The organism is Microbulbifer sp. ABE4_465 (assembly GCF_056160765.1).
Genome location: NZ_JBSWXV010000001.1, coordinates 826,668 through 842,282 on the forward strand (window position 1 = coordinate 826,668; position 15,615 = coordinate 842,282).

Annotated in this window: 11 protein-coding genes; 6 read left to right on the forward strand and 5 right to left on the reverse strand. The window is 56.9% G+C overall.

Annotated elements, in window-relative coordinates; translation table 11 throughout:
* Nucleotides 1–136: 136 nt before the first annotated feature.
* Nucleotides 137–976, reverse strand: coding sequence for an ion transporter (locus tag ACXAG1_RS03350; protein WP_475118919.1), 840 nt, complete (start codon nucleotides 974–976; stop codon nucleotides 137–139).
* A 163-nt stretch (nucleotides 977–1,139) separates the two neighbouring features.
* Here ACXAG1_RS03350 and yciH point away from each other — a divergent pair, with 163 nt between their 5' ends.
* The gene (yciH, locus tag ACXAG1_RS03355) at nucleotides 1,140–1,463 is read left to right on the forward strand and encodes a stress response translation initiation inhibitor YciH (RefSeq protein WP_475092838.1); all 324 of its coding nucleotides are present in this window, start codon (nucleotides 1,140–1,142) and stop codon (nucleotides 1,461–1,463) included.
* A 66-nt stretch (nucleotides 1,464–1,529) separates the two neighbouring features.
* On the opposite strand, the gene ACXAG1_RS03360 is transcribed toward yciH, so the two are convergent.
* Nucleotides 1,530–4,130: a hypothetical protein gene (locus ACXAG1_RS03360; RefSeq protein WP_475118920.1), complete on the reverse strand. Its 2,601-nt coding sequence runs from the start codon at nucleotides 4,128–4,130 to the stop codon at nucleotides 1,530–1,532.
* A gap of 305 nt (nucleotides 4,131–4,435) precedes the next feature.
* Nucleotides 4,436–5,062, reverse strand: a complete 627-nt coding sequence (locus ACXAG1_RS03365) for a TetR/AcrR family transcriptional regulator (RefSeq protein ID WP_475092836.1) — start codon at nucleotides 5,060–5,062, stop codon at nucleotides 4,436–4,438.
* 232 nt (nucleotides 5,063–5,294) lie between these two features.
* On the opposite strand from ACXAG1_RS03365, the gene ACXAG1_RS03370 reads away from it, so the two are divergent.
* From ACXAG1_RS03370 to ACXAG1_RS03380, 3 genes are all read left to right on the forward strand, one after another.
* On the forward strand, nucleotides 5,295–6,902 hold the full coding sequence (locus ACXAG1_RS03370; RefSeq protein ID WP_475118921.1) for an acyl-CoA carboxylase subunit beta: 1,608 nt from the start codon (nucleotides 5,295–5,297) through the stop codon (nucleotides 6,900–6,902).
* Between the two features lie 18 nt (nucleotides 6,903–6,920).
* Complete coding sequence (locus tag ACXAG1_RS03375; RefSeq protein ID WP_475092834.1) at nucleotides 6,921–8,087, forward strand: acyl-CoA dehydrogenase family protein; 1,167 nt, start codon at nucleotides 6,921–6,923, stop codon at nucleotides 8,085–8,087.
* Nucleotides 8,088–8,160: 73 nt separating this feature from the next.
* Complete coding sequence (locus ACXAG1_RS03380; RefSeq protein ID WP_475092833.1) at nucleotides 8,161–10,185, forward strand: acetyl/propionyl/methylcrotonyl-CoA carboxylase subunit alpha; 2,025 nt, start codon at nucleotides 8,161–8,163, stop codon at nucleotides 10,183–10,185.
* A 42-nt stretch (nucleotides 10,186–10,227) separates the two neighbouring features.
* Here the strand turns inward: ACXAG1_RS03380 and ACXAG1_RS03385 are convergent, their stop codons facing one another.
* Nucleotides 10,228–11,724, reverse strand: a complete 1,497-nt coding sequence (locus tag ACXAG1_RS03385) for an alanine/glycine:cation symporter family protein (RefSeq protein WP_475118922.1) — start codon at nucleotides 11,722–11,724, stop codon at nucleotides 10,228–10,230.
* A 209-nt stretch (nucleotides 11,725–11,933) separates the two neighbouring features.
* Nucleotides 11,934–12,821 (reverse strand): beta-keto acid cleavage family enzyme, encoded by an 888-nt coding sequence (locus ACXAG1_RS03390; protein ID WP_475118923.1) that lies wholly within the window; start codon nucleotides 12,819–12,821, stop codon nucleotides 11,934–11,936.
* Nucleotides 12,822–13,067: 246 nt separating this feature from the next.
* Between ACXAG1_RS03390 and ACXAG1_RS03395 the strand changes: the two genes are divergently transcribed.
* Nucleotides 13,068–15,095, forward strand: coding sequence for a S9 family peptidase (locus ACXAG1_RS03395; protein WP_475118924.1), 2,028 nt, complete (start codon nucleotides 13,068–13,070; stop codon nucleotides 15,093–15,095).
* On the forward strand, nucleotides 15,095–15,607 hold the full coding sequence (gene greB, locus ACXAG1_RS03400) for a transcription elongation factor GreB (RefSeq protein WP_475118925.1): 513 nt from the start codon (nucleotides 15,095–15,097) through the stop codon (nucleotides 15,605–15,607). Before ACXAG1_RS03395 ends, greB begins: the two co-directional genes overlap by 1 nt.
* The last annotated feature ends 8 nt before the right edge of the window (nucleotides 15,608–15,615 follow it).

Here is a 15,615-nt window from a genome sequence, read left to right on the forward strand (position 1 = left end):
CTGATCTGAGAAGGACTCTGGCCGCCACCACATGAGGGGCGCGGCCGTCGAAACGGGGCGCAAGGATATCCGATCGCCGCGGGGCTGTTAAGGCGCACTACCCCGGTGACTCGGACTAAAACCGGGTAGCCAGGATTTAATGCTCCTCGCCCACCGGCTCCTCAAAGTCTTCCAGGCGGTAACCACACTGCTTGCAGTACTCTGCATCTGCATCGTGGCCGGCCTTGCCGCAGTTGTGGCAACGGGCAAGCTGCTTCTCACGCCCGATTTCGTTGGCCAGCTCTGCGGTAACAATGCCCGTGGGCACGGCGATGATCGAGTAACCAATCAACATGGTCATTGAGGCAATTGCCTGCCCCAGCGGGGTATGCGGAGTTATGTCGCCGAAGCCCACCGTGGTAATGGTGACAATGGTCCAGTAGATGCTTTTCGGAATACTGGTAAAGCCGTGCTTGGGCCCTTCCACCACAAACATGATGCTGCCGAAGATGATGCACAGCACCAGGACACTGGTATAGAAGACAAAAATCCGCCGCCTTGCCTGCCACAGGGAGCGCATCAGGATATTTGCGTCACTGAGGTAGCGGACCAGCTTTAGCACCCGGAAAACCCGCAATACCCGCAACAGGCGTATAACCATCAGGTAGGTGGCGCCGGTGAAAATCAGGGCGAGGTAACTTGGAAGAATGGCGAGCAGATCTACGACACCATAGAAGCTGGTGACATACTCCCGGCGGTCGCGTGCGCAGTACACCCGCGCCATATACTCGAGGGTAAACAGGGCCGTGAAAAACCACTCGAGCACATAGAAGGTTTCGCCGAAGCGAACCCACAGGCTTTGCACCGATGCCAGAACCACCAGTGTCACGCTCAGGAGAATCGCCCAAATCAAGACGACGTCAAAATATTTCCCCGCTGGCGTATCGGTACCAAAAATCACTTCGTTCAGCCACTTGCGGGTTCCCGTGAGAGGCATGCAATCAGGTCCTTCTCGTTATCCATAATGCAATTGCAGACATTCTAGCTGACACCGAAGGCGCAGAATATGCCGGTTTTTGATTCAGCTCCGGGATCCGCTATGCTTCGCCACCTGAATTTCTCCGACATTCCGCAATCCGCCGACCAGCAGGAAACCCAAAATGCGCGAAAAGAACCGACTCGTCTACTCCACAGACCGCGGCCGTATCAAAGAGCCCGCCAAGGAGGAGAAGCACCACAAGGGCGACGGTATTGTAAGGATTCAACGGGAAACCAAAGGCCGTAAGGGCAAAGGCGTGACCTGCGTGCGCGGTGTAGACGGTACTGACGCGGAGCTCAAGCTACTGCTTGCCGAGCTGAAGAAGCGCTGCGGCTGTGGCGGTGCGCTCAAGGAAGGGATCATCGAGATTCAAGGCGATAAGCGCGAAGAAATCAAAGCGGTGTTGGAAGCGAAGAAATATACCGTCAAGCTCGCCGGGGGTTGAGCCCCCGGCGGTCTAGAGTCCAGTACGTCGCGGGTCGAGCTCCACCCGACATCCCTGCGAAAAGGGTCAGATGTGCGCGAGACGTAGTGGCTTTACCTTGAGGCGCGCCTCTTCTGCGAGGCAGAGAGTCAACAGCTGTGCCAGCTCCTCCTGGTACGCATCCATAACCACGCCGCTAGCCGTCTTGCCGCGTAACTCCAGCGCCTGCAGGGCACTGACCATATCACTGGTACGGACAGCCGTTGGTATCATCAACTCCCCTTCCCCACAGGATTTCAGTTTCTCGAATTGTACCGGGCTTAGCGGCACTTGCTGGGTCTGCGCCCCCTGCTCAATTTGGCGAATTTGCTGGCTAACCAGCTGCGGGTACTTCTGCAGCACCGCAGTGGGCAGTTCCTGGGCGGGAGCACGCTCGATCAACTCACATACGACATCGTTGTAGCGATTGAGTGCGGCCAGTGGCTCCCGCAATACCTCAAATGTACGCAGACGCAAAACGATCTCCTCTGCGCGGCTGCGGTCCGACACGACCATCGTCGCAATCACCCGGGTAATCCGCTGATAGAACATACTGTGCAACTGCTGCCGCTGTTGAAGACACTCTTTTATACGCACCCGATTATCCTGGCGTGATTCGTCCGTCGCCGCCGGCGTCGTTCCACTCAGGTCGTAGCTACGGGGGTCAATCCGCACATTCGCCCGCACCAGCGCCGCACCAATCTGTATGCGTGCGCCTTGCAACTGCAGTTGAGCGATCCGCTGCTCAAGCTCCTGCAAGTCGACCAAACGGCCGCGAAGCCAGTCAATCGAGGCCTGCAAGTCCAGGTCTGCCAGTTCGCTGTTACCCGGTGGCTGCAGGAACATAAAGTCCCGAGGAATCGCACGGTTGAAGTATTGGGCAAGAACCTGCTGTGCGGCCTCGCTACTCTTGTCAATTTCCAGTAGCAACCGGTTCTCTACCGGCCGGCAACTGTCGTCGCCCCCTACCCGACTAACCCTGGTGGCAAGTTCAGTGAAATCCACAAATAGCTTTTGTAGCGAAAAGTCCAGCCGCTGCAATTGCGCATGCGCCTGGTGCTCTTCCACTGCGCCAATACGCTGGTGGCCAGCGGGTTCCTCCCGTGCCCAGCAGTCAGTTTCCTCCGCCATGGCGGCATCGATACCTTTGAGGGTTTGCGCATCCATATTTGCATACATCCATCGTACCGCCAGCGGTAGATTGGCCAAACGCTTGCCCAGTAGTTGTGCTTCGCGATTGATCTCACCACACACCAGATCCGCATGTAGCAGGCGATTCCAGCGTTCCGCAAATCCGTGGAACGCTTCCGCCCCGATCATTTCTCCGGCAGCCTTGTCAGCCTGGGCCTCCAGCCTGCGCGCCAAAGGTCCGCTCAAACGCTGGTGTACACCCTGAAGGCGTTCAACCACCGGTGCCAGCGGTCGACCACAAATCGCCAAAACCTTGTGCAGGGGCTTTAGCAGAAGCGGGACTTCACCGTCTGCACCGAAGAGCGTCGTGCCCTCCTCCAAAGCGTCCTGCATCCCCTGCAGCCGATCGAAGGTGCCGAACGCGATCGCCTGCGCGGTCCGGAGCCATCGATTGCTGTAGTTACACAGAGCCCTGGCGATAAGCGCGACCAGGTCCCCTCCGTCAAGCGTGGCCACAGCACCGAGCCCCAGTGACAGTTTTGGCTGAGAGAACCTTTCCCGGACCACCCGAATGTCAGTCCCCGCCGTAACCAGCACCTCGGTTGTCAGTACACCGCTGGCGGAGGTGAGGTTCCTTGGTCCTCTCTGCTTGCTCGCGATGCTCAAGCCGCAGGTATCACGCAATACGTCCAGCAGCAGGAAGAACCCCGGCGCGTCCCGCTTTGCCAGGCGTGCAGCCTCGAGCCCCCCCATGGAGCCCGCTCCGGAATGTATGTTCGACTGACGAGTAAAAAAGAAAGGATGCAGCACCAGTGCGCCGACAAAGAGTACTAACGTGAGCGCGATTGCACTGCCCACCAGAGTACCCGCCCCGAATTCTCCGGCAAGCACCGCCAGCGGTAACGACAGAAGCGCACTTCCCAACTGGTAAAGACACAGTATCGCGAAGGCGACAAAACCTGCAGGTACTGCAGCACCAAGTAGCATCTGTGGAATCAAGGTCATCCGCGCCGACACCGGGGTAGCCTCGGGGGAAGCACCGGGATAGAACAACGCCTGCAGCTGGGCCCGGGCAGCGCCGTCCTTTTGTTCAGATTTGTTTGTGTCCCGCCCCGCTTTTTCTGGCGCGGGTTTCACCGCACTGGCCTTTACCGGAGGGGCTGTTTTCAGGGTGCGTGTAGCCTCACCCGATTTGGCACCGGTTGCCGGGGTAGATAAAGGGACTGTCGTTGCTTTTTCCGCAATCCCCTCCGGCAGGCTACCGGGCACTTTCTTTAGCGCGGCTACTGCGCCCGGCTGCGTCTTGCGCTCCTGTCGCTGCTTGGCAAATTTCAGTCGCGCCAGAATCGCTCTGTTATCAAATTTGCCCGCGGGGTGAACTTCTATTTTCAACCCCATTTGATGTAATTGCGTGCGATATTGCACAACCTGCCCGGGAGAGAGTTCATCCTTGATGACCCAGCCTTTCAAAAATAGCTTGCGCGCCTGCGGCGCACTGATCGAAAAGGCATTGGACATTTGCGCCAGGACCTCATCGGGGTTTCTGGATCGCAAGACTTTGCCCGCAGATACAATCTGAAACTTTTCCTGTCCCGGCATGATTTGCCCCCGAAGATCCCTTTTTAACCCCTTACCCCCCAGGGCGCGCCATCGCACCCCGGGAATCTACGACAGCCACCGGCTGCCATTCGGCGAGAGAGTAAAAGATTCCGGTGCACCTGATTGCGCACTGGTTCTCAGGGAACTTGCATGTATTCAACGGGGTACAGGTTTACCAACTGCCATCACAGAGCTGCACGGAACGGGGTCTCACCGAAAGTGTGTCAGCCGTTATGCCAGACCATCAACAACGCCTGCTCCGACAGAGCATCGAGCGACAACCCGCGACCGCGAGGCTTGAACCAGGTATGACTGTGAGCCAGGGCCCCCAACAACAGCTTGCGGGCCAGCGAAGCATCAGCGATGCCAGCCCCCTCCGGCCGGTCATTCAGTGCAGAGATCCAGATGGCCTCGTAACTCTGGCGCTCCGCGAGCACTGCTCGCTGATTGTCCGCCGACAAACTGCGCCATTCGCTCACAAGAATCGAGAAGCCCGGCACGGCCAATCCATGGATTGCCTCCAATTCGCAACGGATGCACGCAAGAAGCCTGCCCCGCGCATCTTGCTCCTCCGAAACCGCGGCCGCCATACGCGCCCGGGCTACCCGTGTAACCTCGAGCATCACCTGACAGAGGATCTCATCTTTGTTTCTGAAGTGGTGAAAAATACTTCCAGAGAGGATCCCAACTTCTGCAGCAATATCTCGTACGGTAGTGCGGGCAAAGCCTTTGTCCTGAAAATACTGGGCTGCCGCAGTAAGCAGCCGGCCCCTCGGACTGGCAGGGTCACTCACGTCTCCGGCCGCTACCAGCCTGGAAAGTGCCTTGCTTGTGTCAGTTCGCTTCTTCACGGGCTTTCTTGCCGACCCTCTGGCGGAACCACGTACCGGCTTTCTCCCAGTTTTTCGTCCGGTGTCGCCTGGCGAGTTCCCAGCAGAACCGCTGTCGCCCACTCCATCTCCGTATACCAATTGGGGATCTCCTCTTTCTGCTGGCACACAATCTGTCTGCAACGATATTGGCTATTGATAACCAAGCGCTTGCTTGGTAGCGTTGAGGCATTATTTCCGGACGGTGTCATCTATGCAACCCGTTACACCAAAGATCTCCAGCGCAAGTGAAGAATTCCAGCGCAACTCCGATGCGATGCTCGCTGCGCTCGGGCGATACCACAGCGCAGCGCAACGGGTAATCGACGCAGAGAACGCCAAGGCCGATCGGTACCGCGAGCGCGGGCTGCTACTGCCAAGAGAGCGGCTGAGCCACCTACTCGACCCGGGTGCGCCGTTTATTGAACTGTGCGCAATGGCGGGTTACCGCATGTTCGACGACCACGATGGCACCGGAGCCGGCGGCGGGGCTATTTGTGGCATTGGGGTAGTCAGCGGACGGCGCTGTCTGGTGCGGGTCGACAACTACGCGGTAAAGGGCGGGACTATCTCTCCGGCAGGCATGGAGAAGGCGCTACGAGTCCAGCAAATTGCCCGTGAAAACCAACTGCCGCTGATCACTCTCGCGCAAAGCGGCGGCGCTAACCTGATGTACGCGAATGAGACCTTCGCCCCCGGCGGGCGCGGATTCGCCAACCAGGCGCGATTGTCCGCGGCGGGCATACCGCAGATCACCGTGGTACACGGCAATGCCACCGCCGGTGGCGCCTATCAGCCCGGACTGTCCGACTACGTGATCCTGGTCCGCAATCAGTCAGGTATGTTCCTGGCCGGGCCGCCGCTACTGAAGGCCGCCACCGGGGAAATTGCCAGCGAAGAAGAATTAGGCGGTGCAGAAATGCACGCGTCAATCGCCGGAACTGGCGACTATCTGGCGGAAGATGATCGCGACGGAATCCGTATCGCACGGGAAGTGGTCGCCGCCCTGCCCACTCAACAGCAAAGTCTTGCTCCGCAAACCTGGAATGAGCCGCTATACGCCCCCGAAGAGCTACTGGGAATTGTCCCTGCCGACAGTCGCGTTCCCTACCTGGTAGACGAAATCATCGCGCGCATCGCAGATGCTTCTGCCGCACTGCCGTTCAAGCCGGAATACGACCAGCAAACCTATTGTGGACATATCCGTATCCAGGGGCATGTGGTCGGCGTGATTGGCAACAATGGCCCGATAACGCCCAAAGGCGCAAACAAGGCCGCGCAGTTTATCCAGCTGTGCGAACAGAGCGCCATCCCCCTGCTGTTCCTCCACAACACCACAGGTTTTATGGTCGGCACCGATGTCGAACGGGATGGCATCATCAAGCATGGCTCTAAACTGATTCAGGCGGTCGCCAACGCAGGCGTTCCCAAGCTCAGCATTGTTGTCGGCGGCTCCTATGGCGCAGGCAACTATGCCATGTGCGGGCGCGGTTTCGACCCGCGCTTCATCTTCGCCTGGCCCAATGCTCGCACCGCGGTGATGGGGGCAGCGCAGGCAGCTAAAGTCATGCGCATCGTGAGCGAACAAAAAATGCAACGTAACGGGACAGTGGACAAAGCTGCGTTGGACAAACTGGAAAATGATACCGCGGCGTTTATGGATGCGGGGTCAGATGCTCTCTCATGCACAGCACGCCTGTGGGACGATGGCATTATCGATCCCCGCGATACCCGCACACTTCTCGGTCTGCTACTGGATATCTGCCAAGAAGCAGAAAGTAAAACTCCGAGAGACAACAGCTTCGGCGTGGCCAGGTTCTAATACACAGGAAAGCGCACAATGATCATCACCGACCAGCACCGGGAACTGCAGCGGACGGTCCAGCAGTTCGTACATCAGGAACTGAATCCCCACGTTGAAGAATGGGAATTGGCTGGCCACTTTCCAATCCGCGATATTTTTAAGCGTCTCGGCGAGCTCGGCCTGCTGGGTATTAGCAAACCAGACTATTGCGGTGGACTGGGACTCGATTTCAGTTATGAAGCCGTTTTCCTCGAAGCCCTGGGCGCGGCCCACTGTGGCGGAGTGCCACTGTCAATTTCCGTTCAAACATCCATGGCCACCCCGGCGCTGGCGAAATTTGCCAGCAGGGAGTTACAGGACGAATTTCTGACACCGGCAATACGGGGCGAAGCGATCGCCTCTATCGCGGTATCAGAACCTGGTGCCGGGTCAGATGTCTCGGCAATTTCCACAACGGCAACCGCGGATGGGGATGACTACCTGATCAATGGCAGCAAGATGTGGATCACCAATGCACCCCAGGCCGATTTTTTCTGCACGCTGGTCAATTCTGGCGGCGACAAGGCCCACAGTAACAAGTCACTGATCGTCGTTCCGTCGAATTCCCCGGGGGTCACTGTCGGTGAGCGACTACACAAACTGGGTATGCGCGCTTCGGAAACCGCGCCCGTATACTTCGACAATGTACGGGTACCCAAGCGCTTCCGCATTGGCGATGAAGGCAGTGGCTTCTTGCTTCAAATGCTGCAATTTCAGGAGGAGCGGCTCGCCGGCGCCGCCTTGACCCTGATGGGCCTGGAAAACTGCGTCACGTCAACGATCGACTATGTTCGGGAGCGTGAAGCCTTCGGCGCACCGCTGCTAAACAATCAGACCATACACTTCGCATTGGCGGAAATGCAGACTGAAGTCGAATGCCTCAGGGCACTGACTTACCGCGCCATTTCTGCCTATGTAAACGGAGAAGATGTAACCACGCTAGCCTCCATGGCGAAGCTCAAGTCCGGTCGCCTTACTCGCAGTATCCCGGATCAGTGCCTGCAATTTTGGGGCGGCATGGGGTACATGGAAGAAACTTCAATCAATCGCGCCTTCCGCGACTTGCGGCTCACCTCCATCGGCGGAGGTGCCGACGAAGTCATGCTGGGGATTATCTGCAAGTTGATGGGCATTCTGCCGTCACGCAAGAAAAGCAACAACTAAGTCCTGCTGGCCGGACTCTTCTGATAAGCCACGACTGACGCACAACCGGATTTCCGTGAGAGGGAGCCACTTCATGCCCAAATTGCTGATCGCCAATCGCGGGGAAATCGCCTTGCGCATCATGCGCACGGCAAAGCAACACGCCTATTCCACATTGGCCATTTTTAGCGATGCCGACAGGAAAGCGCCTCATGTTAAGGCTGCTGATATCGCGATACCCATTGGCGGTAACACCCCACAAGAATCCTATCTGGATATTGAAAAAATTATCGATGCCGCACTGCGTGGTGGCGCCAACTGTGTTCACCCCGGCTATGGATTCCTGTCAGAAAATGCCGAATTTGCCCGCGCCTGTGAAAAGGCCGGGCTGACGTTTATTGGGCCATCTGCCGAAGTCATCGAACTGATGGGGAATAAGAGTCGTGCGAAAGAATTTGCGATTTCTGCCGGGGTGCCGTGTATTCCGGGTTATCAGGGCAGTGACGATACGGCGGAATTGCGCCGCCAGGCCAACAAAATCGGATACCCTCTGATGCTCAAGGCCGCAGCGGGTGGCGGAGGGCGCGGAATGCGTATCGCCGAGGACTCCCAGGCATTCGATGCACAGCTCAAGTCGGCGAGATCAGAATCCCTTGCCGCATTCGGCAGCGACGAAGTCATTCTGGAAAAAGCCCTGAGCCAGGTCCGACATATCGAGATTCAGATTTTTGCGGACCAACAGGGAAACTGCATCCACCTCGGCGAGCGGGACTGCTCAGTGCAACGTCGCCATCAGAAGATGGTGGAAGAGGCTCCATCACCCGCAGTCAGCCCGGCGCTGCGAGCAAGAATGGGCCAGTCGGCGGTCGCCCTCGCACAAGCGTGCCAGTACACCGGAGCCGGCACCGTCGAGTTTTTACTGGACGCTGATGAAAACTTCTATTTCCTGGAGATGAATACCCGGCTTCAGGTAGAGCACGGCGTGACAGAACTGATCACAGGTACCGATCTGGTCGCGTGGCAGTTGGCCATTGCTCGCGGAGAACCCCTCCCCCTCGCACAATCAGACGTGATGTTGCGCGGCCACGCGATCGAAGTACGCCTTTATGCAGAAGACCCAGAGCACGAATTTCTTCCCCAGAGTGGCATTATTCAGGCATGGGAGCCTTCGGGTGCGTTAGCCGAGGGCAGCATATCCGCTACCGCCGGAGTCCGATTTGATCACGGACTAAAGACAGGCCTGAACATCTCCCCCTACTACGATCCCATGCTGGGGAAGTTGATGGCCTGGGGAGAAAGCCGTTTGCAGGCACGTAACCACCTGGTCGAGGCGCTGGACAACCTCCCGCTCATTGGCCCGCGCAACAATCGCTTTTTTCTAAAACAGATCCTTGAGGACTCCACGTTCGCTAGTGGCGGTGCTCATACAGGCTTTATTACCACACAATTTACTGCAAGGTCCGCATCTGAATCGTCTGGGCAAACCGCCAGGGCACTCGCTGTCACATTACTCCACCACCTCACACTATCACCGGTCGACCTGCACAAAGGTCGCGCCAATTGGCACAGTGGAGGCTACCCCGCTCCCCGGCAATACCTGATTTCCGACGGGGAAGCCGTCACCCCGTTTCGCCTAAGATCAGCAGGGAATGGCGAATATCAACTGGACGGCGAATCCGGTGAAACCATTCACATCGCCGTCCCCCAGCCACTGCACGCCGCCTCCGCGAAAAAACAGCCTGTATTGATCAATGGGCAGCAGGTGTCGGCTCAGTGGTATCGGGCAAACGCGCTGCTTACGCTGATCTTTGCGGGGCAACAATGGGAATTCACCGATGAGACCTACACCCCGGCCCGGGGTACTGAATTGGAGGGTAGCGGCGAAATCCGGGCGCCGATGCAGGGTAGCCTGATCGAGGTTTGCGTAGAGGTGGGCACCCGGGTCCGACGTGGTGACCTCGTGGCAACCATGGAAGCGATGAAAATGGAGCATGCATTGAGATCGGACTGCGACGGGATCGTGCGCTCCATTTCAGGCAATGTCGGTGACCAAATTAAAACCGGCCAGGCGCTGGTCATGATCGAGAGCGACCAGGAGTTGACACCTTTGAATGGGTGACACTGTCGGCACTAAAAAATAGGCGCGCCAGCTAGTAGTGGGTCAGTCGTGCTCACCGGGAACATGCGGACCGCCACCCCAAACATCACTTTCGATTCCGCGAATATCGTGTTTGCGCGCATCGAATACAGGCTCATCGATACCGCGGTCCCGCTGTGCCTCATAGTCCGCAAACACTTTGATAGCAACGCCGGACAACAGCAGTATCGCAAGCAAGTTAGCGCTGGCCATAAAACCCATGGACATATCGGCCATGTTCCACAGCAACTGAAAGTTGCCCGAGCTCCCGCTCCAGGCCACCCAGGCACCGAATAGAATAAAGCCAATATACAGAAACCGATAACACGCAATAGATACCCGTGAGTGCCACAGATAAAAGATATTGGTTTCCGCGTAGTAGTAGTTGGCGATAATAGAGGTAAAAGCAAAGAAAATTAGTGCGAGCGCAATAAAACTGCTGCCCCACTCACCCACTTCACTGGCTAGTGCCGCCTGAGTGAGGGTTACACCTTCTACCATCCCGCCCAGCTCGACATCACTCAGCAGAATGATGGCCGCGGTGGCACTGCAGATCATCATGGTATCCAGGAACACGGATGCCATCTGCACATAACCTTGAACCACCGGGTGTTTCACATCGGCAACCGCGCCCACATTCGGGGACGACCCCATACCCGCTTCATTGGAAAACAGGCCTCGCTTTATACCATTTGCCACTACAGCCCCAAAGGCACCGGCCCCCGCCTCCTGCATCCCAAATGCATTGCTGAAGATCAGGCCGAACACTTCCGGTACACGGGAAAAATTCATCAGGATGATAACAACGGCAATCGCGATGTAGATCAATGCCATAACCGGCACCACAACCCCGGCAAATTTGCCGATGGACTTGATCCCGCCAAAAACGATCAATGAGGCCAGTACGGCGATCAGCGCACCCACCAGCATAGGATTGACACCCCAGGCTGCGTGTATCGCCTCCGACATGGCGTTGGCCTGTACCGCATTAAAAAAGAAACCAAAGCAGATAATCAGAAAAACGGAAAAAACAACGGAAAGCCACTTCCAACGGTGCCCCAGCCCTTTGTCAATGTAGTAGGCCGGGCCGCCACGAAAAGTCCCTGCCGTCTCCCCCTGTTCTTTGAATACCTGTGCCAGGGTATTTTCGATGAAACTCGTCGCCATACCGACCATGGCAACGACCCACATCCAGAAAATGGCACCGGGTCCGCCAGCGGTTATCGCTACCGCGACGCCAGCGATATTGCCCGTGCCGACACGAGCTGCCGCACTGGTGGCAAATGCCTGAAAGGATGAAACCGAGCCATCGTGCTCTTTGCGAAAGCTGCGTGCCATTACTCGCAGCATATGGCCAAAGGCACGAAACTGAATAAAGCGGGTTCGAATGGTGAAATAGAGGCCAGCTGGCAGCAGCGCGGCAATCAGGATGCCCAGCCACCAGATCCCCCAAAGACCGCCCCAGGTCAGACTGTTCCCCCAGTTCACCAGTGCAGCCAAGCTATCCCAAATACCCTGCATACTCCACTCCACCGCTATGAACCGGTTCCGGAATATTCCGAAAGTGTCTTAACCAACTGGCGCCAAATAGCGCAATCAATCTAAGACTAGCAGTTGCAGAGAACGGCGTTGCATATCTTGCGAAGGGCCAGCCATTCACTGTGTAAGTCGCACCGATTAACGACCAACCCCGCGCACCGAGAGGCATTTCCAGCGTATTCAGTTTCCCCCTAGAGAAAAATCTGCCGTGCCCGTTCAGGAGACACAACGGTGCGACCGGCCTGCTCCGCCACCTGAACCAGAGCCTCGATCAACTCGCCATTTCCACGGGTGCGTTCGCCGCAGGGTAAATAGAATGTGTCTTCCATTCCACTGCGCAAGTGCCCTCCGAGCTCTGCGGTTCTACGATGTACGGGCCAGATTTCTTCACGACCAATCAGTGTGCTCTGCCACAGCGCACCGCGCTTCATATAACGAGGCAGAATAGACAGCAGATCACTGTCTGCGGGCATGCCGGAAGCTACCCCCATCACCAGGTTGTAATTCGGTTGCGCGACCATGCCTACGTCGGAAAACATCCCAACAGACCGAACTATACCGACATCGAAGCACTCGAACTCCGGACGTATCCCCTCTGTTCGGCACACGTCAAGCAGCTCCTCCACCTTCTCCACGCTGTTTTCAAACAGCATGGGCGGCCACGCCCATTCGCCACTGGCGCGGGCCTTAAGGTAGTTGAGACTCCCCGCATTACACGCAGCAATCTCGGGCTTCCCGGCGCGCAGGCAATCCAGCGCACCCCGCTGATCACGACCAATGGTTCCGGTGGTGAAATTCAAGATAACGCCAGGGCAGGATTCGCGAATAGCCTCGGCAATGGTCCGCGCAACCGAAGGGTCCCAGCTCGGCAAATGCCCCTTGCCCGGCTCCTGTACACGAAAATGGATATGCATGACGGAAGCGCCGGCATCGAAAGCCTCCTTTGCAGAAGCAGCCATTTCCTGTGGCGTCACCGGTACCGGGTACTGAGCGGGATTGGTAAGGACGCCGGTTAAAGCACAGGTAATTACCACCTCATCGGACGAAGCCAATGTGGCGGCGGGCGATGACTCAGACATTGCGGATCTCCCGGCAGACGCAGGTTTGGCCAGCTATGTTGAGCATGCATCATTGCACGAAACACAAGATACAAAGACCCGCGTAACCCGTCATGTGACACACAAAGCCGACCAAGCACTTGCTTGGTTTTCTAGGGTATGGCCGAGCGTAGCACAATCGCAATTGGCGAAACAGCGCCTCTTGCCGGCCGGTTCGACCGGCGTACAATGACGCAAAGAAATATTCCGGGCGATAGGAGAACCAGCTTGTCCAGAAGTGATCATAAAACCGACAAAGCACCCGATTCGACACAGAAAGAGGCCCCCTACGGAAGTTGGCAGTCGGCAATCAACGCCGACCTCCTCACAGCTGGCAACGTACGTCTGAGTGAAGTACGACTGTTTGATGGAAAAGCCTACTGGCTGGAATCCCGCCCCGCAGAAAAAGGCCGCTCGGTACTGGTGCAATGTGAGATCGACGAACCGGATAACATACGCAAACGGGATTTGATTCCAGCGCCGCTGAGCGTTCGCTCCAAAGCACACGAATATGGCGGCGGCGCCTATACCGTAGGAAACGGCGCGGTATATTTTGTACTCGCCGCCGACCAGCGTATATACAGGATGGCACTGGATAGCCAGACACCAGAAGCGGTGACCCCTGAGGGCCCCTTTCATTACGCTGATCTGCAACTGGACCATCACCACAATCGATTGATCTGTGTCCTGGAAGATGAATCAAACCCGGATCAAGAGCCAGTGGCGCAATTGATCGCCATTGATCTGGATGACGCCGAGCGGCAAGGCGAACAAAATCACGAGAGAGACAGCACACGGCTCCACTACACAGTGCTCGCCGAAGGTGCTGACTTTTACGCCTCACCCAGCCTCAGCCCCGATGGAAAGCAACTGAGCTTTCTGCAGTGGCACCACCCGGATATGCCCTGGGACGCCACGGAGCTAATGCTTGCGGAACTTAATCGGGATGGCGCCGTTAGCAAAATCGAAAAAGTAGCCGGCAGCACAGGCGAGTCCATCTTCCAGCCACAATGGTCGCCAGCCGGTGACCTGTATTACGTCTCCGACAAAAACAACTGGTGGAATATTTACTGGACCGGCAGCGACACCCCTCTTTGGGAAAAGGCCGCAGAGTTCGCCACACCCCAATGGGTTTTCAGCATGTCCACCTACGGCTTTCTGGACCGGGATACGCTGTTCTGCACATTTACTGAAAGCGGACGCTGGCAGCTCGCACGTATTGACCTGAAACGCGGCACACACACCCTAGTGGAGCACCCCGGATGTGACTTCGAAAGCGTCCGCTGCGAGCAAAACCAGGCGCTCTTTATTGGCAGCAGTGCAATCGAGTTCCCAGCTGTGTACCTGTATTCCGGAGAGTCAGGCGACATACAAACCGTATTCAGCAGTAGCTCATCCCCCATAGATGCAGCTAATTTTTCGCCAGCACAGTCAGTGACCTTTGAGAAAGACGGACGCGAGGTACATGGTTTTTATTATCCGCCGCACAACCCGAATTTCCGCGGATGCCCGGATGAGAAGCCACCCCTGATCGTGTTCGGCCACGGCGGCCCTACCGGATCAACCTCCGCCGGCCTCAACCTGAAGGTCCAATACTGGACAAGCCGCGGTTTCGGCATACTGGATGTCAATTATTCGGGCAGTACCGGCTACGGTCGCGCCTACCGCGATCGACTGAAAAACAACTGGGGCCTGCTCGATGTCGAGGATGTCTGTGCCGGAGCGGAGTATCTCGTAGAACAGGGACTCGCCAATCCTGAGCGGCTGCTCATCAAAGGTGGCAGCGCCGGGGGATACACCGTACTGGCCGCCCTCACCTTCCATAACACATTTTCCGCAGGTGCAAGCCACTACGGTATCGGCGATCTGAGTACCCTCGCGCAGGATACACATAAATTTGAGTCTCGCTATCTCGACAATCTGGTCGGCCCCTGGCCAGAGGCCACAGACATTTATCGGCAACGCTCCCCCATCAACCATATTGAACAGCTGCAGTGTCCGGTGATTTTCTTCCAGGGCATGGAAGATAAAGTCGTGCCACCGAACCAAGCGGAAACCATGGTAAACGCATTGCGCGAACGCGGTACTCCAGTGGCCTACATTACATTCCAAGACGAAGGACATGGTTTCCGCTCGGCGAGCAGTATCAAAATGGCACTGGAAGGTGAGCTGGAATTTTACAGCCGCATCTTTGATTTCCCGCTGCCGAAAGCTGGCCCGGGGATCGCAATCGACAATTTAGAGGCAAAGCCCTGATGGGCCGCTGGCGCCCACCGCGGCCACGCGGCTCTCGCTATATAACAGCAGAAGGGGCAGCGCGTATGCGTGCAGAGGTAAAACTTCTCTGGGAAGTTGAACGCCCGCGAGTTACCCAGGCCGTGAGCGATGCAGCAAAACTCGGAGACCGCAGCGAAAACGCGGACTATATCTACGGCAAGAAGCGGCTGCGAGAAATCGACAGTCGTGTCCGCTTCCTCACAAAACGACTCGAAGAAATAACCGTGGTCGACCGTATTCCCGACGACCGGGAAAAAGTATTCTTCGGCGCCTGGGTGACGCTGGAAGACGAAGATGGCAATACCGTGAAGTACCGTATTGTCGGCCCGGATGAGTTCAACGTAAAGGAAGGATTGATATCAATGGATTCCCCCGTTGCGCGCGCAATACTGGGAAAGCGGTTAGATGACGAGGTAGAGATTCAGCAGTTTGAAAATTGGGTGACTTACTATATTTCGGTCATCGAATACCCGGAAAGCAGCGCTGATTAAGCAGCGCT

Bases quoted from the DNA above. Each gene is read 5' to 3' on its own strand.
- ACXAG1_RS03350 (WP_475118919.1), bottom strand. From the start codon at position 976: ATGCCTCTCACGGGAACCCGCAAGTGGCTGAACGAAGTGATTTTTGGT.
- yciH (WP_475092838.1), top strand. From the start codon at position 1,140: ATGCGCGAAAAGAACCGACTCGTCTACTCCACAGACCGCGGCCGTATC.
- ACXAG1_RS03360 (WP_475118920.1), bottom strand. From the start codon at position 4,130: ATGTCCAATGCCTTTTCGATCAGTGCGCCGCAGGCGCGCAAGCTATTT.
- ACXAG1_RS03370 (WP_475118921.1), top strand. From the start codon at position 5,295: ATGCAACCCGTTACACCAAAGATCTCCAGCGCAAGTGAAGAATTCCAG.
- ACXAG1_RS03375 (WP_475092834.1), top strand. From the start codon at position 6,921: ATGATCATCACCGACCAGCACCGGGAACTGCAGCGGACGGTCCAGCAG.
- ACXAG1_RS03380 (WP_475092833.1), top strand. From the start codon at position 8,161: ATGCCCAAATTGCTGATCGCCAATCGCGGGGAAATCGCCTTGCGCATC.
- ACXAG1_RS03385 (WP_475118922.1), bottom strand. From the start codon at position 11,724: ATGCAGGGTATTTGGGATAGCTTGGCTGCACTGGTGAACTGGGGGAAC.
- ACXAG1_RS03390 (WP_475118923.1), bottom strand. From the start codon at position 12,821: ATGTCTGAGTCATCGCCCGCCGCCACATTGGCTTCGTCCGATGAGGTG.
- greB (WP_475118925.1), top strand. From the start codon at position 15,095: ATGGGCCGCTGGCGCCCACCGCGGCCACGCGGCTCTCGCTATATAACA.